The sequence below is a fragment of the Leptolyngbya sp. GB1-A1 genome (assembly GCF_039962475.1).
GTDB lineage: Bacteria > Cyanobacteriota > Cyanobacteriia > Elainellales > Elainellaceae > Leptolyngbya_A.
In genome coordinates this window covers 1-18,116 of record NZ_JAMPLI010000026.1, presented here as the reverse complement: position 1 = coordinate 18,116, position 18,116 = coordinate 1, and the positions used below count along the sequence as shown (strand labels likewise).

The following is an 18,116-nucleotide window of genomic DNA, read 5'->3' as shown; positions in this document are numbered from 1 at the left end:
TTTTTTACACTTTTCCTTCCTCGGTGAGACGCAATTCCCTGACTGAGTTGCTGAAGTAAGGGAAAAAAGGGGGACGGAGCCATGAAGCATCATTCAAACCGAGCGAACCCTCCTCAGGAGATGCAGGCTCCTCCGGCACAACCTTTAAGAGGCATTCGGGGCTTGCTGGTAGAAGATGAATTTGACGTGGCAAACCTACTGCTGTTTATCCTCAGTGATGCTGGAGCAGAGATCATATGGGTGACGCAATCAGCAGATGCGATCGCTTGCCTTCGCCAGTTTCATCCTGATGTTCTTTTATGTAATGTCAGGCTACCGGATCGGGATGGGAACTGGCTAATTAGAGAAATTCGTCGAGCAGAGTCAGGCACAACGCAACATCTTCCAGCCATTGCGATTACCTCCTACACCAGAGAAGTTGCCGCAGACCGGATGCTGCAAGCTGGATTTGAGCGATTTCTGACTAAAGATTTTGATGCAGCCCAACTAATTTCGACCATCCTCGAACTGGTTTGACGGCTTCCAGTTCCTACCCTAACTGTATCTTTTGCTACTAAAGATGCAGGCAACTGATGAACCAGTAGCATAAGGCTATGTTACTCTCCTCTCCCCAAATTCAATTTCGCCGCCTAACCCGTGCGATTGCTCTGCCGATTGTGCTGCTGCTACTATTATCTGGCGTATCCATCTGGCAAATCACCCGGCTCCTTTGTTTTTCGATGTAGGTAGACCATACCAACGAGGTGATCTCGCAAGCCAACCTGAGTCAAAAGCTGCTGCTGGATAGGGAGACTGGGCTGCGTAGGTACTTGCTCATCGGGCAGCAAAATTTTCTAGAGCCTTACAATCAGGCAAACCGTCAAATTGATTCTAGTTCGGAGCAGTTGAAAAGCCTGGTGTTGGACAATCTGCCTTAGGTGCAACGGGTTATCCAACTCGATTATTAGATTCAATAATGAGAGCAACAGGTGTTTCGTTAATCCAGATGACTTGATTGTTGTCTTTGCTAATCTTCCTAGATTGGCGCAGTAGTTGAATGAAAGTTGTTCCCTTTCTCTATCTGAAGGATGAGGTTGTTAAGCTCTTCTATCGGGAAGGATCAGTGGGAACGATGTGCTTCGACTCCTCACCTGACCTACCTGTGTCTGCTTGTGGCTAACCCCAACTACCGAATTCTCGTTGTGGATGATTTGATGGACAACTTGTTCCTATTGCAAACTGTATTAGAAGCAGAAGGGTACGAAGTTGAACTTGCTGATAATGGACAGTTAGCAATAGAAAAAACAGAATCAACTCCTCCCGACCTGATCCTGCTGGATGTCATGATGCCAGGCATGAACGGCTACGAAGTGACGAAGCGAATCCGTCAAAATTACAATATTCCCTACGTTCCAATTCTTTTGGTTACAGCTCATGACCAGCCGAAAGCAACAGAAGGATTAAGTTCAGGTGCAAATGACTTTATTCGGAAGCCAATTGATTTTGATGAGCTTTTAGCGCGAATTAGAGCCTTTTTGCAATTTAGGGACCGAATGCAATCTGCTTAGTTAGCTTTCACAGAACCTATTGTTTTTCGTTGTGTTTCCTCCATAAAGTTTGAGGACAGTGCGGAGCGGTGGCTACAGTACCAATAGTTCTGTCTTGGACCTAACTACCTTTATTCGTCAGTCCATTTCAAATCCTCCACGCTCCTGCGATCGGCTTTGGTCGATCGTTTTTTGTGGCTTTGCCTGCTTCAGCCGTTCTTGTTCCTGCTGGCGGGATAGCTCCGCCGCTTGCTGGACCATCAAACAATCCTGCTCACTCAATCCATAGCTTTTTGGCATCTCCGCTGCATATCCCAGCACCAGACGATCGCGGCAATAGAGTTCGGGCCTTTGGTGATGGTTGAGCCGGATTTGATAATCCTCAAAGCTTACAGCTTGTATCTCTGGCTGTTGCGCTGCCTCACGATTCCATATCTCCTGAAGTTGAGGTGCAATCTGCCCAACATATCCAGTCTGTATTTCAGCGCGATCGGGTTCAAAGCTAAAAATCTGCCGCAGCTTGTCCCAGCCCTTCCGTTCCTCTAGTCGTGGTGACTCTGCTGGGGCGATCGGCTGCTGTGCAATTTGCTGTGGCTGCTGTTCTTGCTCCTGTTGGTAAATGCCCCGCCGCTTCAATCCTGGCAAACTGTAGTTGCTGCCCAAGTCAGCGCCACGCATCCATACTCCGTCTGCCTCATATTTCACGCCTACCGGTTTGTTCTGGCGATAGACCAGCTCGCAGGTTACGCCCCGTTGCGCCAGTTCTGTTTGAAATTGAGCAAAAGAAATATCGGGTTGCCCTACCTCATCCACAGCGTTCTGAGCGATTACCCGTGCTGGAGGCTTGCCCGTCTGATCCCAAGTTTCTTGCTGTCTCCTGGTAATTGCCTTTCTGCCCACTTCCCAACTGCACAGTACCTGCTCCAGCCCTTCCTCCTTTTCAATTTCTCTCAGGATGCGCTGGCTTCTGATGCGGTCTTGCCAGGAGCCAACAGCGTTGCCCGTTTCCTGGTCGATACGCGACCAAACAATATGAATATGCCGCTCTTTCTGGTGATAATGCTCAGCCGTGAACCATTGATAGCGGTTAAGCTCTCCATCTTCGAGGAACTGATCGACCGCCTGTTTATAGGGAGCTTTATCTTCTTGCTTCAGCAATTCCGGGTTGCGATCGCTCACCACCATACCCGCAATATATCGCTCTGATATCCGCTCAATTTGCTCATGACTCAGGTTCTCATCTCTGGGAGAAATGCTGATTGGACAGTGGTAGCAGGGGTGCTGTAAGTCTGGATTTATCCCACGGGATATCCCAAATTCTCTGACCAGTTCTCCAATTGTTTGCCCGGTCATATTGCCTGCGATAATTTCTGATTGCTCTTGCCGCAGTACATAATCAGTCGTGCTGTAGAAAGAATTTGTGACAATGACCTTGCCAATCACCACTAAATATCCTCCTGCCCTTCGCTCGCAAGCTGAGTTAGGCTCCGTTGAATCTCAATTAATCGCACCTCAAGCTGCCGCAACTGTTCCAGGGTTGTTCCATCGACCGGCAGCGATTGCCCCTGCTTTTGTGCAGCGTTCATCGCTCTAGCAATCTGATTGATACCGCTACGGCAATGCACGATCTGGAGATAGGCTTGCCGATTCACTGAGGGAATTTTGCCTCGCGTTCGGGGTAATGGTATTCCTAGCAGCCGTTCTCGTTGCCAGCGTCCCCGATCTCTCACGCCCTCGGTCAGCTTTTGCAGGTATTCATTTTCAAGGGGATTCACATAGCAACGCCAGGATATTGTGCGTTTCTCGTGCGATCGAGGATTTGCCAGTAGTGCTGCCAGTGCAGCGTCCAGTGTATCTAATGCGTCTTGCTCAGTATCAGCCATAAAAGCCGTCTAGCTCTCGCTTGCTAACCGTCGTGAGTTTAAGTGGTCGATTTCTTCAGCATGACTTCATCCTGGCAGCTTTGCCCAGCTTGAAGGAATCAAGATTCGTAACAAACGCCCCCGGCTGCAATATCAGTGCGTTAGGTACAAGAAGATGAGCAGTGCAAGTTTTTATGCTTCAACGCTTGAGTCATTGGAGGAGGCACATTATGGGAAGCAAGACAATTGAGGGCTACACCGAAGAAACGAAGCAAGCTTTGGATGCGGATTTAAAGGCATTAGCCGCAAAGCCAAAAAGGATTCCCCTCCGCGATTTGGTGCGAGATTTGTCTCCTCAAATCGAGGCGGCAAGAAAGGCAGGCTATTCGCTCGCTGAGATTATCGAGATTTTCAAGAAACGGGAGGTGGATATCGCAGAGAATACACTCAAGATTTATATGCGTGACCCCAAACCCCGTACAGCCAAGCCGCAAGGTGCAGAAACGACGCATACGAAAAGCCGCAAGAAAGGGCAAGGGCAGGGAGAAGCCGCTTCCGTGTCGGAGCCGGAGACAAAGCAATCTTCAACAGAGCCAGTAAATGGTTCGAGCAAGGAAAATAAACAATCATTACAAAGTACATCTGATCCTATGTCCCAGCCCCCAATCGCTATGCCGCTCGCTACAACTGAATCAGAGGCACAGTTTGAGTTCCGTGTAACAGGAACTGACGAAAAAGGCATTGTTAAAGAGATTGACGATAAACGCCTCTGACCCTTGCTGTTAATCAAAGGAATTGCCTATGTCCCCGAAGCTCCAGCCCGATCCGATCGACCTTGAGGTGAATGTGTCCTCAGCAGGAGTGGTGCTGTTAGGAAAAGTTTTGATATTCATTACAGGAGATAAAGGGGGCACGGGAAAAAGCACCTGTGCGCGTGCCCTTGCCGCTTTGTTGATTCGCAAGGGGATTGCTACACGAGCGTTCGATGCTGACAACCGCAACTCGCAGCTATATCGGTATTGCAACAAAGCATTTTCAGAGGGCGTTCAACAAATCAACCTGGCTCAACCGACTGGGGGTGATAACCTTATCAATGCCTTTCAGTCTAGTGCAAGCGTGCTGTTGGTCGATCTTCCGGCGGGTGCGGGGGATTCGTTCGAGGTGTTTGCTAAGAAAATGAAGTTGTTTAAGTTGGCGAAGCGGGAAGGGTACACAATCACCCTTGTCTCGGTACTTAGCCGGGTAAAAGAGTCGGTGCAGTCGTTATCCTACTTACTGGATTTCTGCGGCACGGAGGCACAGCATATCGCCTGCAAAAATTTGTTTAATGGAGAGCCGGAAAAGTTCAAGCGGTTTGACAACTCCCTCACTCGTGACAAATTGCTGTCCTGTGGTGGTGCGGTGGTTCACCTACCTGACTTGCCTGATGACACGATCGATCTATTGGAGGAAGAAAGCCTATCATTCACTGCAGCACTGGAATCACCCAAGTTTGATTTTGCTGACCGGATGAGGATCGAAGGCTTCCTTGATGATTTTGAGGAATCGATCGAGCAGGCAGGGATGGCTCAATATCTGGGGTTAAGGTAATAACATGACACTCTCACACCAGGGCAAGGGGGGCGGTGATAGCTCGCTCGATCGCCTGCTCAGACTGTTAACTCCAGAGCAGCGGGAGCAGGTTCAACGACTTTCGCTGGAACTGGGAATTCGCCCCGACGATCGGCTGTTTTTGTTGCTGATCGTTTTGCAATACTACCTGCTGCTATTGCAGGACATTCCAAACAAAATGGATGATGCCTCCCAGCAATCGTTAGATCAAATCACCACACACTCTAATTCGATCGAGACTCAAATCAAAACTTTGGTCGCTAAGCTGCAATCTGAAAAGACTGCAATCACAGACGCGATTAAGGAATCGTATAGCCAGATTAAGACTACCTCAGAGGCGCAGTCTCGTGCTACTGCCTCAAAGGTCAACGAAGAACTCCATAAGCAACAGGTTGACGCATGGCAAACGGCTCGCAAAACCTATATCGATGACCTCGATCGCCAAACCTTCTGGAAGTCTCTAGCTTATGGATTGGCAGGAATAATGGTTTGTGTTGCCCTGGCTGGTGGTTTAGGCTACAAGCTTGGCTGGGAAGGCAACCAGCAGCAGTGGGATCAGAGTTTTGGCGGTGCCGCTACTTTTGATTGGTTTACGGGGCTATGGTTTACAAAAGACAACCAGAAGCGGCTTCGGCAGTGCCACAAAACCGAGGAGCAGCGAATCGGCGAAGACAAAAATAAATGCACGATTTGGTATCAGTAATGGCTTGCTCCGGTTGACGCTCTCCTTCAATCGCACTTTGCCCCGGTGCTTGTAGTTGTGTTTGTCCGGGTCAATCTGGTGTTTGCGGTGGTGAGCGTCAATTTCAGCCTGTCTTGTCCCGACCACTTCCTCCTGTTTGCGATTCCGAACCGCTTGTGGAGCCAGTTCCGCTCTGTGTTATACGGAATCCGGTTATAGAGTAACGCTATAGAATGGGAGAATGGGACGCACAATTACACTCGAAAATCACCTCAGTAGCGAGGAACTGAAAGCTCGCTACCAAAGTAGCACCGACCCAGTTGAGTCAAGACGCTGGCACTTGCTATGGCTGGTCTCACAGCAGTGGTATCTCCTTGATGCTGCTGCAAGTGTAGGCGTGAGCTATTCCTACGCTCGTAAAGTTGTTTACGCTTACAACCAAGACGGTGTTGGAACGATCATGAACCAACGGCGAGGACGGCAGATGAGCAGTCGAGCGCTATTGAGTGCAGATCAACAAGCAGAACTCGATCAAGCGTTACAAGCTCCTCCTGCCGATGGTGGGCTATGGAGTGGACCGAAAGTGGCGCAATGGATTGCCAGGAAAACAGGACGAGCGCAAGTTCACTCACAACGAGGCTGGGATTACTTGCAACGGCTCAACTACAGCGGGCAACGCCCTCGTCCTCGTCATGCAAACGCTAATGAGGAGGCGCAAACTGCCTTTAAAAAAACTTACCCCAACGAGTCGAGCAACTGAGACAAGCCTATCCGACTGCTCAAGTAGAAGTGTGGGCATTTGATGAACATCGTCTGGGACTCAAACCGATTATTCGCAAAATCTGGTCGAAGCGAGGACAACGCCCAATTGCCAGTGTGCATCATCGCTATCAATGGCTTTACCTGTATGCGTTTGTTTGTCCGCACACGGGATTGACCCAGTGGTTCATCCTACCCAGAGTAAGTGTGGACTGGTTTAATCGAGCCTTGCAGGAGTTTGCCGAAGCGGTGGGAGCAGGAACCAGCAAACAAGTCTTACTGGTGATTGACGGAGCGGGATGGCATCGAGCCAAGAAAGTGGTTGTGCCACCAGGGATTCACCTGGAATTCCTGCCTCCCTATTCTCCCGAGTTACAGCCGGCTGAACATTTATGGCAATTGAGTGACGAACCCTTAGTCAACCGCAAGTTTGAGGACTTAGATGCACTCGAAGAAACTTTAGCATCTCGTTGTAACATCCTTTCAGCAATGCCGGAGGTCACTCGTCAGCACACACTGTTTCACTGGTGGAAGGAGGCATAAAATAGTGTCACTTTACGATCCGGATTCCGTATTAAAAGTTTGTCTGGGTAGGAGTTAGCTAAATTTGTCGTGACGATCAAGAGTGAAACAGTAGAAGGCTTCCAGTCAAGATGACCCTTTATCGTCAGAATCGTTGCCTTACCCCCGATCGGTGACCGCGATCCGTCGCTACATTACCTCTGCTAATGGAGTTTGAACGCGACAGCAGATTTGAGTGATGTTAATCCTCGATCGGTGACGCTAGCTAAGCTGGACAGACATGAGGCTGAGGATAGAACTGCGATAATCACAGTATGGAGGTGAGAAACCAATACGATCGCGATTATTGAGGAGGACTGTCCTAACATGAGCTGTGAATAACCTCGGTACTGCACTAGCAGGTTGCAGTTCGATACAAAGAGCTTGTTGGGATGTAGCAACGGTGATTGTCTTCTGCTATAACTATCTACTTCTGGGGCAATCCCTTTGACACACTCTGGGTCCGTGGAAATCTACACCTCGATTTGGAAACATATCTCTGAAGGCTTGCGCTGAGAGTTCAGTACGATTCCTTGTATTGAGTGCTGTAAACCATTCAGGACGGTCAACATAGTGTCTATAATACTGACCATTCCTGTGCAAAATAGCTACAGCACCGGGCTCACCTGCTGGTGCGTATCGTTGAATGCTACCGTCACATGGAAGATCAGCAACAACTGGGTATCGTTCCAGTTCTTGAGAAAAGGTACTTGCAGAAACATTTCTTACACCACGTCCCAGGTACACTCCATCAGAGGTATAAACATAAGATGCCCATAGGTTTGCCAGCTCAGGGCAGCCTAGAGCAAATGATTGTCTACCGCCATATTCATTGTCGTTTATGAGAACAACCGTAGGCTGTCCTCGAGTTTGAATTACGTTTACTGAATAATAAACAGCTTTAGCAGGTTGTACCAAAGCAACAAGAATCAAGCTTAGTAAGCTAGATAAAAAACAGCAGAAGAATTTTGATTTCATTCTGAACATTTCAACATTACACTTACCGTTGAGGTGTGAAGCAATTAACAAGAAAATCTCAGATAAATTCCTGATTACCTATAACCCTCAGTGTGCTTCTTACTCCGGACATCTTATCTAATTTGTAACAGTAAACTCCTCAATCCGATTGCAACTGCCTACTCTTCATTCAGCTGATTCTGCAATTTTTGTCAGATAGTTTTGGCGGTTGAGACGCGCAGATAGGGATTCGAGATAGGTGACCGGCTTGTCGGCACACGCTGCCGCAACAGCAAGCCGATCGCCCTGATGCGTTTCCCAGTGCAAGCTTGCATGGTGGAGTAGGCAGAAGTAGCAGTAGGGCGACCTGGTTTTGGGCAAAGATAATAAACCTCTTGACCAGAGGTGCTCGCGCTGCGTTGCGTAGTGGCAAGCTGATCGAAGGGCCTACTTTGTGTAGAATCTGTTTTCAGTGTTGAGAATTGATGCAGTCCTGAGATCGGTGTGGCAGTTTGTTTGCCAATGGTAATCACTCAAGCTTCAGTCAGAGCCGAAAGCGAAAACCGCATCCGCCTTTAAACGCCCCTACGTCCCCGTCGCTGATCACTCTCTGGATATGTTCTGCTTCTGAGCTAGTGCCTGCTGTATCATTGTTGCTATTGGTTGAGCCGCGTTTTAGCAACCGTTTCTTTGGAATACCCTTCTTCTAGGAGGGCAATCTCTTCCTGACATCGAGCCTGGATTTCTTGCTGGGTGGTTAGAGAAAGCAGACAGTGCTGCAATCGCTTGATTTGTATGCCAGTATCATCGACCCTGATAACCAGGACGGAACAGTTTACCGTAGGCTATCGGGTGGCTGGCGCGAACTTTATCGCAATTTGAGTCTGGTATTTCCAATCCTTACTTCTACTCTGAACTCAATTCGCAACCTTCTTCCTTTTCCTGATAGTGGATCACTTGCCTACGTTTTTGCAGATGAGGCGGGAACGACTGGAATTCACCAGCTCTTCCCTGCTTTGGTCCGTGCTAAGAAAGCTCTAGTCGTGGGCGACCCTCTGCAATTGCAGCCGGTGATGAACCTGAGTAAGGAAATGGTAGAGAGGTACTATGAAACAGCCTTTGTAGCTCAGGGCTTAACCGATGAGAATTACGATCTTTACAGTCCCAGTGCCTATGAAGCGACGAGTGCTTACCAGCGAGCTGCCGGAGTTCAGGGAACTTGCTTTGGAAAGGGAAAAGGCATTGTTTTAATTGATCATTTTCGTTGCTCACCGCCGATCGCCGCCATTTCTAACGCTCTTGGTGAATATGGCTTAGTGATCAAAACACGTCCAATTACACCTGTTTTAGGGACTCACCTGATTGCAACGGATATTCGAGGCAGCCAAGAAAATATGGTTAATTTTGGCGAGATTGAGGCAGTAGTTGAATGGGTGAGGATTTTGTACTCACATGGCTACAGCTTCGGCTCGAAAAATGTTGAGAAATCAATTGGAGTTTTATCGCCCTATCGAAAACAAGCCAATGCCCTCAGGCGTGCATTGCAAGCGGAATATCCTGACTGCAACGAGGACAATACGAACACGATCCACACCTTTCAAGGTGGTGAAAAGGCAATTGTTCTGTTATCAACCCGTCAGAGCCAGCCTTCAGACACTTTAATGTTCCTGAACCGTGGACCCAACCTGTTGAATGTTGGTGTTAGCCGGGCGATCGAGAGCCTCATTCTGGTCGGGAATCTAGAGCGATTGCGGGGTGGGGTGTACAGCCGCATTGTCGTGGAGCATATTGAGCGACATGGACAGATTCGAGTACCAGGGAATTAACGCTCGCGTTCCTCCTCTTCCTCTTCCTCTTCCTCTTCCTCCGCCTCATTGGTCTCTACCTCGATCGCCTCATAAAGCTCAGCCAATCTTGTTGCCGCCTGACGATGGAAATCGAGATCTGCCTGGGTCAGGTCACTGGTCTGCTGGAATGTCCAGGAATCCTGGTCCGCTTCCCGCATTGCAGTAAACAAGTGTTGCCCATCGGCGCGTCGATAATAGTCGAGTTGCCTTGTTTCATGATTCCAGCGTGCCCAGTAAGCAGATCCAGAGATTTCAATCTGGGACTCGTTAATGCGGTGGACAAACTTCGGATTTCGTTTATTCCAGCGCACCGCTTCGATCGCCGTAGGGACAATCTCATCGATCCATTGATCCTGTTCTTGCTGAAATTTTGCCAACTGCTCGGCTTCCGCCTGTTGTTGTTGTTCCAATCGTTCCCGCTCCAGCCGTTCCTGCTCGTGCTGAGTTTGCTGCCGCCGGAGTTCTTCCAGTCGTTGCTGCTCTTGTTCCTGACGCTCCCGTTCGCGCTGCTCCTGTGCGATCGTCTGAAGCTGCTGCTGGCACTGCTGCTGGCTCATCTGCTCTAATTGCCGCAATAGGGAATCGTCCTTCTGAGGGTGATAGCTTACCCCGGCGTACTTCTGCAAGCCATTGAAGGAGTACCGATCGCCCAGCCTCCCTCCCCGAAAATATCGTTCCTCCGCTCCAAAACTAATCCCTTTTCCGCCATCTGCATGTTCGGCAAATCGAACTTCAAAGCCTGCTGCCTTAACTCGCATTAGAGCAACTGCCATCATAGGGTGGTCTGCTGTTGCCTGGTCGATCGCCTGCCACAGTTGTCGTTTAAGGCATGGCTGCCCGGTGCGTTCTTCCTGACGTGCTTCCCCGGTCGTCAGATTGCGTCGCTCACCCTTCTCGCGGGCAGGGCAATATTGTAACCCCAGCTCTAACTCGATCGATCGTTCAATTTTCTTCAGGCGTAGCTGCTCAAAGCTATCGCTGACTCGACTTCCATCAGGTCGAACCGTTGAAACGACGATGTGAAGATGGTGAACATCCTGCTTCTCAAGCTTGTCGAAGTGTTCCAGCGCGAAGAACATACAGTCGTTCTTGGTGTCGCGTCTCACGTTATTTGTCGTTGATCTCACGTTAGATGTCGGGTAGCAAGAGAGGTTAGAAGGCTTACCGTATAGGGGTTTGAGTGATGTAGTATGGTGTGTTGTATGTGTCTCACGTTAAATGTCGTCTTGTTTTAGGGATGATTATCTCACGCTTTTTGTCGTTTTTGGGTAATAGGGTGAGAGAGCAGAGCAAGGGAGTTCTGAGCGAGCGTGAGATTTATGATTAAATGGGGATAGTTAGCGTCTCACGATCGATGTCGCAGGTAAATTGAGGTCGGCATGGGAAAGACGGGAGAAGAAGGGAAGCCCGCCGGGAGAGAACCCGAAGCAAAGACAGCCCCAGAAGCTGTAGTGGAGACGGTGTTGCGGCAGGACGAGGAGAGCGGAGAATGGGAGATTGTGGCGGTGGCGTTGCCCGCTGAGGTGCAGCAGCGGATGGGCGTGATCCAACGGTTATTAGTGGCAGAAGGAACGAGCCGATACGGGCAGGTGCAGGCACAAGCCGCCGAGGAATTAGGCGTCACCGTGCGGAGTGTGCAGCGGCTGGTGAAACGGTGGCGGGAGGATGGAGTTGCAGGGTTGAGGACTCAGGCGCGATCGGATCAGGGGACGATCAGAATCAGCCCGGAGTGGCAGGAGTTTATTGTCAAAACGTATCGAGCGGGGAATCGGGGGAGCCGGTCGATGAGTCCGGCGCAGGTAGCCGTGCGGGTGCAAGTGCGAGCTGGGGAGCGAGAGGAAGCAGATTATCCGAGTCGGGCGACGGTGTACCGGGTATTAAAGCCGTATGTGGAGAAACAGCGGCGGTCGAAATCCTTGGGGTGGCGGGGTTCGCGGTTGGTGGTGAAGACGCGGGAGGGGCAAGATCTAGAGATTGATCGATCGAATCAAGTGTGGCAAGCGGACCATACGCAGGTGGATGTGCTGGTGGTGGATCAGTCTGGGGAAGTGCTGGGGCGACCGTGGCTGACGATTGTGGTGGATAGCTACTCGCGGTGCATGATGGGGCTGCACCTGGGGTTTGACGCGCCGAGTGCGTGGGTAGCATGTCTGGCGTTGCGTCACGCGATATTACCGAAGCAATACAGCAGTAGCTACGAATTGCAGGAGAGTTGGGAGACGTATGGGGTGCCGCAGTATCTTTATACGGATCAGGGGAAAGACTTCACCTCGCAGCATTTAGAGCAGGTCGCGACGGAATTAGGAATTGGATTGTGTTCGCGCCCGCAACCGAGTGAGGGCGGGATTGTGGAGCGACCGTTTGGGACATTCAACCGGGAGTTTTTCAGCAGCCTACCGGGGTACGTCGGCAGTAAAGCCTCAGAACGATCATCGGTGGCGGAACGGGAAGCTTGTCTAACGCTGATGCAACTGGATCGACTGTTGGTGCGCTACATCGTGGATCGGTACAACCAGGGGATCGATGGGCGGATGGGGGATCAGACGCGAATCGGACGGTGGGAAGCGGGAGCGACCATGCCATTGCCATTGTTAAGTGACCGCGAACTCGACATCTGCTTGATGCGGCGAGAGCGACGGCAGGTGTATCGAGGAGGCTACCTGCAATTTGCGAACTTGAGCTATCGGGGTGAACACCTGGCGGGCTATAGCGGGGAAGAAGTGATCATCCGGTATGACCCGTGGGACATCACAACAGTGTGGGTGTACCAGCAAACCCGACAAGGCGAACAATTTGTAGCGCGTGCCCACGCGACAGGACTGGAAACGGAAACGCTATCGTATCGGGAAGCGCAGGCGATTTCACGGCGATTGCGACGGCTTGGGAAAGCGATCACGAACGAATCGGTGTTGCTAGAGGTGCGGGACCGCGATGCCGTAGTGGAGCAGTTGCGGCGAGAGAAACGGCGCAAACAAACAACTGGCAAAGCGAAAAAACAAACGTTCATGAAGAATAAGCATCAGCCTGAGGAGACTGTCCCCGCCAATGGGGTTGCAGATGCAGTGACCGAAGAGGTAGATGAAGCCGTAATCGAGTCTGAGGAAGAGTTGGTCGTGGTTGAGGATGTAGTAGTGCGAGATTACGAGGAGTGGAAACGAGATCGTGGTTGGTGGTGAACTTGATGCAGTGGCGCGGCAGGCAATGATTGGGCGGCTGCAAAAGCGAAGTATTGTCGAGTTAGAGCAAGTGCGACAGTTTCATGCGTGGCTAGACGAAAAACGGATTGCGCGGCAATCGTGTCAGGTCATCGGAGAGTCACGTACGGGCAAGACGATTTCCTGCGAAGCGTATCAGCTCAAGCACTTGCCCCAAAAGAATGGGGTCAGTGGAATGCCTATGCCAATCGTGTACTGGCAATCGGTACCCGAGAGCGGCAGTCGCGATTTATTTAACGGGATTTTCGATAGCTTGCAATACCAGATTAATCGGGGGACATTGAGCGAAGTGCGAGCGCGAGTCCACCACTTACTGCGGGTGTGCAAAGTAGAAATGCTGATCGTGGATGAAGCGCATCGGCTGCGACCGAAAGCATTGGAAGACATAGCCGACATCTTAGACAAACTGCAAATTGCAGTGGTGCTGGTGGGGACAGATCGGCTGAATGCGGTGATGAGGCGGAATGAACAAGTGCAGTATCGCTGCATTGCCAAACATCAATATTCGCGCATGACCCCGGCACAAATTGCGAAGACGAGCGCGATCTGGGAAACCCATGTGCTGCGGTTGCCGCAACCGTCACGGCTGAGCAGTGCCAAACTGCAGAAGTTGCTTGCTCCTGCCACTGGAGGCTATATCGGGCTGCTAGATCGAATGCTGCGTGAAGCAGCGGTGCGATCGTTGCGAGCCGGGAAGTCATGCGTTGAATACAACATATTGGCTGAAGTGGTGGCAGAATGCCAGTGAGTGAGAGCAAGCGGCAGGGCTGGGTGATTCAGGTTGAGCCTGGAGCGGGGGAGAGCCTTGGGCACTTCTTGAGCCGTTTCCGTCGAGAGAACTGCCTGAGCCACAAGACGCTGGGTGAAGTATTAGGCGTGCCTACAAAGGTCGTGAGCGACTGGGAAGTGCCATCGCGTCGCCGGATTCCGGACACAGCAGAATTGGAACGACTGTCGCAACTGGTGGGCATCCCCTTGTCACGATTGCGCGAGATGATGCCAAGGGAACCCCTGCACCTGCAAACGCGACTGTGCCCTGCCTGTTACGCAGAAAATCCAGTGCATCAGGCAGGATGGCAACAGCAGGGGGTGGAGGAGTGCGATCGTCACCAGATCCGGTTACTTTCTGCCTGTCCGAATTGTGGAACAGGCTTTCGGACTCCTTCTTTGTGGTGGAATGAACAGTGTGAGAAATGCCAGACTGCCTTGAACGAGATGACCTTGAATCCGCCTGTTCACCTTGGTCAGCCAGGAAGCGATGCGGGGTGCCACTAGGCTTTGGTTGAGAGCATGAGGAGTTTGACCAGCCAATAGACCTCCCGACCTTTAATGGGTTCGTGGGCTTGTTTAAACTGGGATTTGAGGTGTTTGAGCCAGTCCTCCTGCTCCACAATCTCTGACGAGTAAGCCCACTGCCCTGGTGTCAGTCTGCGAGAAATAATGGCACGCTCAGTCGAGATTTTCTCTTGGTTGAGTGCAGCACAGGCAGCATAGAAGGCAGGTTGGAGCGATTGGACTTGCTGTTCGAGTTCTGCCAGTTGAGCGCGGAGGTCAATCATGGCATTAATGATGTCCAATGGATCGAGGAGGTCAAAGGAAGAAGAGTTGATTGCAGTAGGGGGAGGAAGAGAATCTAGCTTCATCATTTGTTCGAGCAAAATGTCAGGGGTTCTTTGAAGGAACCTCTTGTGGTTGTCGGTCAAGTCAAGAAACAGAAACGACAAATTTCTGTCACCAGCTAATCTAGCGACATCTAACGTGAGACGATATAGAATTGTACACCACAGGGTTCCAATTATTATCCCGATTGATTTTAGGCTTTATTGATTGGCACTTAGCGCGAAGCAAACGACGAAAAGCGCGAGACGCGACGTTCAGCGACGAGATAGATAGGGGAGTTGAGGTCGCGGGCGTAACAGAAGTAGTCCGTTGCTTTTGGGAAGCAGGATGAACAAATTCAGTGCGTAGCAGGAGTCTCAACGTTAGTAAGGTTGTCAGTCTAACCTTACAAAATTCGTCTGCGTGAATTGCTCAAAGCAGTTGGGTGTTTTGGAACGCTTCGTAGATCTCCCTCAGTTCTTCCTTCTCTTTGCCGCGATTGTGGTGTGGATTGGTGGTCCCCATGTCTTGATTATGTTGGTGTCGCGTCTCTCAATCAATGACGTTGATCTTGCGCTAGCTGTCGTTTAGGGGCTAAAACGCCGATTATACCTAGCTTCTGGGTGAAGAACATTTTTGCAGGTGGTCTCACGATCAGTGTCGTTTAGAGACCCGTTTAGGGGTCAATTATGGAACATTCTGCTGCTGAAATGCTTGAGTAGCAGGAGTTACGGGGTTAGACGACAAATAGCGTGAGACGGACTAAGATCTTGCAAAACATTGTTCTAATCCTTATCCCGCTTGGCTTCCAGGCACTAAAATTACCCGACACTCAGCGTGAGACGAGCGACGAAAAGCGAAAGACGCGACACCTGACTTCCTAATCACCAAAATCAGGAAAGAGCCGCAGATTTGGGGGGGGTAAATTTCACGCTAATTGACTGTGCTTTTGGGATACCGCCTCTTGTTCTACAGAGACGATCGCCCTTGGGCTGCGGGCAGTTGCGTAGCAACAAGCGATCGGGATGACGACTGAGGTTGAACCTCTAAACTGAATTGAAACGTTCCTCGCTAATTGAGCGCTTCGGGTTGCGACTGGAACTGGTTGACAATCTGCTGTAACTCTTCGATCGCCTTACCCTCAACGAACTTTTGGTAAATCGATTTCAACTGGTTGCGATCCTTCTCTTTACCATTGCTTCTTTGATTTAGCCCGATCGATGTATTGTGCTGGTCAATTTGACTCACCGCAGCGGGATGGCTTTGCAGCCAGGGAGTGACGACTAAGGCGGGATTTGCGCCAGCAGCGGTAGCGATGATATTACCCGATAAATACCAGCGATCGTTGGGGTGGGTGTTGAGGTTGTGGTGGATGAGAGCAGCGATCGCAATCGGGACCCGGTCGGATGGCGATAGCTTCCCTGCCGGTGGTCTACCCGGAGCCGGGCGTTGAGTCGGTGCGGGCGGTTGTGCGGGCGGTTGTGCGGGTGGCTGGCTCACAGATTGTTGCTGCTGAGTCGGTGCTGCTTGGGGGGCAGGCGTGGGAGTAGACTGGATGCCTGCCCATTCTTGAGCCGTCGCAGCAATGGTCTGGAGCCTATCGTTCGCCTGCTTCAGTTCAGCTTGGAGGCGATCGATCTCCAGTTGTTGCTGTTCAGTCTGCTGGCGTAATTGCTCAACCTCCGCTCCCGCTTGTCCAGCATTCATTTGCTGTTTGATCGCCGCCAGTTCTTCCAGCAGCGGAGCAAGCAGTTCACTCGGGTTCGGTGCAGCCGGAGCGGGTGTAGGCTGAGCGGCAGCTTGCAGCACTTGTTCGAGTAGAGATTGATAGCCCGCTCGGACCGGTGCATCGATCCCCAGGCGATCAGCAGCAGCCGTCAAATCGACCACATTCACGCGCAAGTCGCGATAGCGGGGTCGGTTGCGCTTAGGCTTGCTCGGCTGCTCAGTCGCCGCCGGTGCGAATTCGGGCAGCGGTGCTGTCGTCGATGGCTGCTCCGGTTCTTTGTCAATCAAAGCTTGCAAGTCGGTCGCGATCGTCTCAACCTCGTGCTGAGTTGGGGACATTGCTTCTTCCTCATCGGGAGTGGAGTCAAGTTCTGGGGTGCTAGAATCCAGGCGATCCGCCTCTGGCGACAGCGCGAAGCGGTCGTTCGCTTGCTGCTGAGTGTCGAGCTGTTGTGGGGTCGGACTGGGTAAAGGGTTCGCCATCAACTTGATCCCCGTCACCGTGATGGGCTTGTCCTGGTCATCCACCAAGCGATAGCCGAAATAGTGAGCAGTTGAACTACTGTTCGCAGCATCGCGCATATCGGCAGCAGCGACATGCCCTAAGTAGAACTGCAACCATCGCTGTTCATTCACCCCCTGACCTGGAAGCCAATAGTGGATCGCCACCCTGGCATAAGCCGCCCGGAGTCGGTGGATCGATACGCTTTGAAATCCCGGCAGCAGCGGCAGAATTTGAGTGTCCTGGAAGGAGCGACGCACCCGCGTGTTCACCCTCGCTCTGAAGGCAGCCACCTCGTGATCCTCGCTCTTGAGTCCTGCCAGGGCTTCAACTGGAAGCATTGCCCGAAAGCGGTCGATCGCCTCCTTCACCTGAGCAGCCGGAAGCAGAGTCAAAATGGCATACTCTACCGGGTCAGCCTTCTTGAGTTGCCCGTCAAACATCAAAACGTAGGAGTGCTTGGTCGTGCTGAACTTGCCCGACACCACAACCTCTGTATGCCTGCGTCCCGTCACCGCAGCGATGCCCACTGCCAGCGTTTCAGGTTCTTCTGATTGCAGCAGTTCAGCCGCCTTCTCCAAATATCGATCGGGGTTAAACGGCTGGGGGGTGTCCTGTCTCTGGTTGTTGCCAACGTGGGTCTGTTTGCGATTCGCCATATAGATCGCGTTATCGTAGCGCATCAAACCATAGGCAAGATGATTGAGCGACTGAATTGGCTCACCCGTCCGTTGTTTGTGCCCATTGAACCGGTAAGCAGTCTCGTCCGTCAGCGGCAATTTGCCCTGCTCAGCGGCCTGGGCAATCGCCTTGCGATAGGCAGAAAGATAGTTCGTCGTGCTGTTCGTGCCAGCCCCATACCCCGCTTCCAGCAATTCGATTTCATCGCGGCACAATTTTTCGATCGCCTTTGCCGATCGGAGAGTTTGCAGTTGATCGATGAAGTCTTGCACCAGCACAGCGCGCTCCTCAGTGCTAAGCTTTCTCTTATCCCCTCGCTCAACCCGATCGCGATACTCGCTAATAATTTCTGCTCTATTCATATTTGTGCTTTCTTATACACATACATATTATATACGCTATTTAATTTATATGCAACAGTTCAAGCAAGATACGCAACTCAAGACAATAGCTTTTCACTGGGATTTACGCCCTCATTTCACTGATACAAATTGCTTATACCCTCTTATTCTTACACATAACTTGATTAAATATTTGTATACGCATAGGCACAACAAGCGGTATTTCTTATATGCATAACCACAAA

General features: G+C 51.0%; 19 protein-coding genes. 13 read left to right on the top strand and 6 right to left on the bottom strand.

From position 1 onward, the window contains the following. Positions 1-81: 81 nt before the first annotated feature. The 3 genes from NDI45_RS20530 (at position 82) to NDI45_RS20520 (ending at position 1,547) form a co-directional block, all read left to right on the top strand. The gene (locus tag NDI45_RS20530; protein WP_348248507.1) at positions 82-516 is read left to right on the top strand and encodes a response regulator; all 435 of its coding nucleotides are present in this window, start codon (positions 82-84) and stop codon (positions 514-516) included. A 77-nt stretch (positions 517-593) separates the two neighbouring features. Beyond that, complete coding sequence (locus NDI45_RS20525) at positions 594-725, top strand: hypothetical protein (protein WP_348248506.1); 132 nt, start codon at positions 594-596, stop codon at positions 723-725. 426 nt (positions 726-1,151) lie between these two features. Continuing rightward, complete coding sequence (locus tag NDI45_RS20520; protein WP_348248505.1) at positions 1,152-1,547, top strand: response regulator; 396 nt, start codon at positions 1,152-1,154, stop codon at positions 1,545-1,547. 117 nt (positions 1,548-1,664) lie between these two features. Here NDI45_RS20520 and NDI45_RS20515 read toward each other — a convergent pair whose 3' ends face one another. Both NDI45_RS20515 and NDI45_RS20510 read right to left on the bottom strand, forming a co-directional pair. After that, complete coding sequence (locus NDI45_RS20515) at positions 1,665-2,972, bottom strand: relaxase/mobilization nuclease domain-containing protein (protein ID WP_348248504.1); 1,308 nt, start codon at positions 2,970-2,972, stop codon at positions 1,665-1,667. Continuing rightward, the gene (locus NDI45_RS20510; protein ID WP_348248503.1) at positions 2,972-3,409 is read right to left on the bottom strand and encodes a hypothetical protein; all 438 of its coding nucleotides are present in this window, start codon (positions 3,407-3,409) and stop codon (positions 2,972-2,974) included. The genes NDI45_RS20515 and NDI45_RS20510 overlap by 1 nt, the downstream gene beginning before the upstream one ends. 173 nt (positions 3,410-3,582) lie before the next feature. Between NDI45_RS20510 and NDI45_RS20505 the strand changes: the two genes are divergently transcribed. The 6 genes from NDI45_RS20505 to NDI45_RS20480 are packed head-to-tail and all read left to right on the top strand — an operon-like array spanning position 3,583 to position 6,983. Continuing rightward, positions 3,583-4,161: a hypothetical protein gene (locus NDI45_RS20505; protein ID WP_348248502.1), complete on the top strand. Its 579-nt coding sequence runs from the start codon at positions 3,583-3,585 to the stop codon at positions 4,159-4,161. Between the two features lie 28 nt (positions 4,162-4,189). After that, positions 4,190-4,978: a division plane positioning ATPase MipZ gene (locus tag NDI45_RS20500; protein ID WP_348248501.1), complete on the top strand. Its 789-nt coding sequence runs from the start codon at positions 4,190-4,192 to the stop codon at positions 4,976-4,978. Positions 4,979-4,982: 4 nt separating this feature from the next. Further along, positions 4,983-5,702 (top strand): hypothetical protein, encoded by a 720-nt coding sequence (locus NDI45_RS20495; RefSeq protein ID WP_348248500.1) that lies wholly within the window; start codon positions 4,983-4,985, stop codon positions 5,700-5,702. 45 nt (positions 5,703-5,747) lie between these two features. Beyond that, complete coding sequence (locus tag NDI45_RS20490) at positions 5,748-5,900, top strand: hypothetical protein (protein WP_348248499.1); 153 nt, start codon at positions 5,748-5,750, stop codon at positions 5,898-5,900. Between the two features lie 22 nt (positions 5,901-5,922). Continuing rightward, positions 5,923-6,441 carry a winged helix-turn-helix domain-containing protein gene (locus NDI45_RS20485; protein ID WP_348248498.1) on the top strand — a complete coding sequence of 173 codons (519 nt, stop codon included), beginning with the start codon at positions 5,923-5,925 and terminating at the stop codon, positions 6,439-6,441. Positions 6,442-6,470: 29 nt separating this feature from the next. Next, on the top strand, positions 6,471-6,983 hold the full coding sequence (locus NDI45_RS20480) for an IS630 family transposase (protein ID WP_348248497.1): 513 nt from the start codon (positions 6,471-6,473) through the stop codon (positions 6,981-6,983). 1,187 nt (positions 6,984-8,170) lie between these two features. Here NDI45_RS20480 and NDI45_RS20475 read toward each other — a convergent pair. Further along, on the bottom strand, positions 8,171-8,293 hold the full coding sequence (locus NDI45_RS20475; RefSeq protein WP_348248496.1) for a hypothetical protein: 123 nt from the start codon (positions 8,291-8,293) through the stop codon (positions 8,171-8,173). Between the two features lie 438 nt (positions 8,294-8,731). On the opposite strand from NDI45_RS20475, the gene NDI45_RS20470 reads away from it, so the two are divergent. After that, complete coding sequence (locus tag NDI45_RS20470; RefSeq protein ID WP_348248495.1) at positions 8,732-9,784, top strand: AAA domain-containing protein; 1,053 nt, start codon at positions 8,732-8,734, stop codon at positions 9,782-9,784. Here the strand turns inward: NDI45_RS20470 and NDI45_RS20465 are convergent. After that, positions 9,781-10,932 carry a hypothetical protein gene (locus tag NDI45_RS20465; RefSeq protein WP_348248494.1) on the bottom strand — a complete coding sequence of 384 codons (1,152 nt, stop codon included), beginning with the start codon at positions 10,930-10,932 and terminating at the stop codon, positions 9,781-9,783. The genes NDI45_RS20470 and NDI45_RS20465 overlap by 4 nt on opposite strands. Positions 10,933-11,184: 252 nt before the next feature. Here NDI45_RS20465 and NDI45_RS20460 point away from each other — a divergent pair, with 252 nt between their 5' ends. From NDI45_RS20460 to NDI45_RS20450, 3 genes are read left to right on the top strand one after another with little or no spacing between them, the layout of a single operon-like run. Further along, on the top strand, positions 11,185-12,981 hold the full coding sequence (locus NDI45_RS20460; protein WP_348248493.1) for a Mu transposase C-terminal domain-containing protein: 1,797 nt from the start codon (positions 11,185-11,187) through the stop codon (positions 12,979-12,981). Next, on the top strand, positions 12,968-13,768 hold the full coding sequence (locus NDI45_RS20455) for a TniB family NTP-binding protein (protein WP_348248492.1): 801 nt from the start codon (positions 12,968-12,970) through the stop codon (positions 13,766-13,768). The genes NDI45_RS20460 and NDI45_RS20455 overlap by 14 nt, the downstream gene beginning before the upstream one ends. Then, positions 13,765-14,295 (top strand): TniQ family protein, encoded by a 531-nt coding sequence (locus NDI45_RS20450; protein ID WP_348248491.1) that lies wholly within the window; start codon positions 13,765-13,767, stop codon positions 14,293-14,295. Before NDI45_RS20455 ends, NDI45_RS20450 begins: the two co-directional genes overlap by 4 nt. On the opposite strand, the gene NDI45_RS20445 is transcribed toward NDI45_RS20450, so the two are convergent. Both NDI45_RS20445 and NDI45_RS20440 read right to left on the bottom strand, forming a co-directional pair. After that, positions 14,292-14,663: a hypothetical protein gene (locus NDI45_RS20445; protein WP_348248490.1), complete on the bottom strand. Its 372-nt coding sequence runs from the start codon at positions 14,661-14,663 to the stop codon at positions 14,292-14,294. The two genes, NDI45_RS20450 and NDI45_RS20445, sit on opposite strands and share 4 nt — an antisense overlap. A 1,027-nt stretch (positions 14,664-15,690) precedes the next feature. Continuing rightward, positions 15,691-17,892, bottom strand: a complete 2,202-nt coding sequence (locus tag NDI45_RS20440; protein ID WP_348248489.1) for a protelomerase family protein — start codon at positions 17,890-17,892, stop codon at positions 15,691-15,693. Positions 17,893-18,116: the final 224 nt, after the last annotated feature.

What these genes read in the sequence shown, in the direction of transcription:
- NDI45_RS20530 (WP_348248507.1), top strand. Translation starts at nt 82, where the DNA reads ATGAAGCATCATTCAAACCGAGCGAACCCTCCTCAGGAGATGCAGGCT.
- NDI45_RS20525 (WP_348248506.1), top strand. Translation starts at nt 594, where the DNA reads ATGTTACTCTCCTCTCCCCAAATTCAATTTCGCCGCCTAACCCGTGCG.
- NDI45_RS20510 (WP_348248503.1), bottom strand. Translation starts at nt 3,409, where the DNA reads ATGGCTGATACTGAGCAAGACGCATTAGATACACTGGACGCTGCACTG.
- NDI45_RS20505 (WP_348248502.1), top strand. Translation starts at nt 3,583, where the DNA reads ATGCTTCAACGCTTGAGTCATTGGAGGAGGCACATTATGGGAAGCAAG.
- NDI45_RS20500 (WP_348248501.1), top strand. Translation starts at nt 4,190, where the DNA reads ATGTCCCCGAAGCTCCAGCCCGATCCGATCGACCTTGAGGTGAATGTG.
- NDI45_RS20495 (WP_348248500.1), top strand. Translation starts at nt 4,983, where the DNA reads ATGACACTCTCACACCAGGGCAAGGGGGGCGGTGATAGCTCGCTCGAT.
- NDI45_RS20485 (WP_348248498.1), top strand. Translation starts at nt 5,923, where the DNA reads ATGGGACGCACAATTACACTCGAAAATCACCTCAGTAGCGAGGAACTG.
- NDI45_RS20475 (WP_348248496.1), bottom strand. Translation starts at nt 8,293, where the DNA reads ATGCAAGCTTGCACTGGGAAACGCATCAGGGCGATCGGCTTGCTGTTG.
- NDI45_RS20460 (WP_348248493.1), top strand. Translation starts at nt 11,185, where the DNA reads ATGGGAAAGACGGGAGAAGAAGGGAAGCCCGCCGGGAGAGAACCCGAA.
- NDI45_RS20445 (WP_348248490.1), bottom strand. Translation starts at nt 14,663, where the DNA reads ATGAAGCTAGATTCTCTTCCTCCCCCTACTGCAATCAACTCTTCTTCC.
- NDI45_RS20440 (WP_348248489.1), bottom strand. Translation starts at nt 17,892, where the DNA reads ATGAATAGAGCAGAAATTATTAGCGAGTATCGCGATCGGGTTGAGCGA.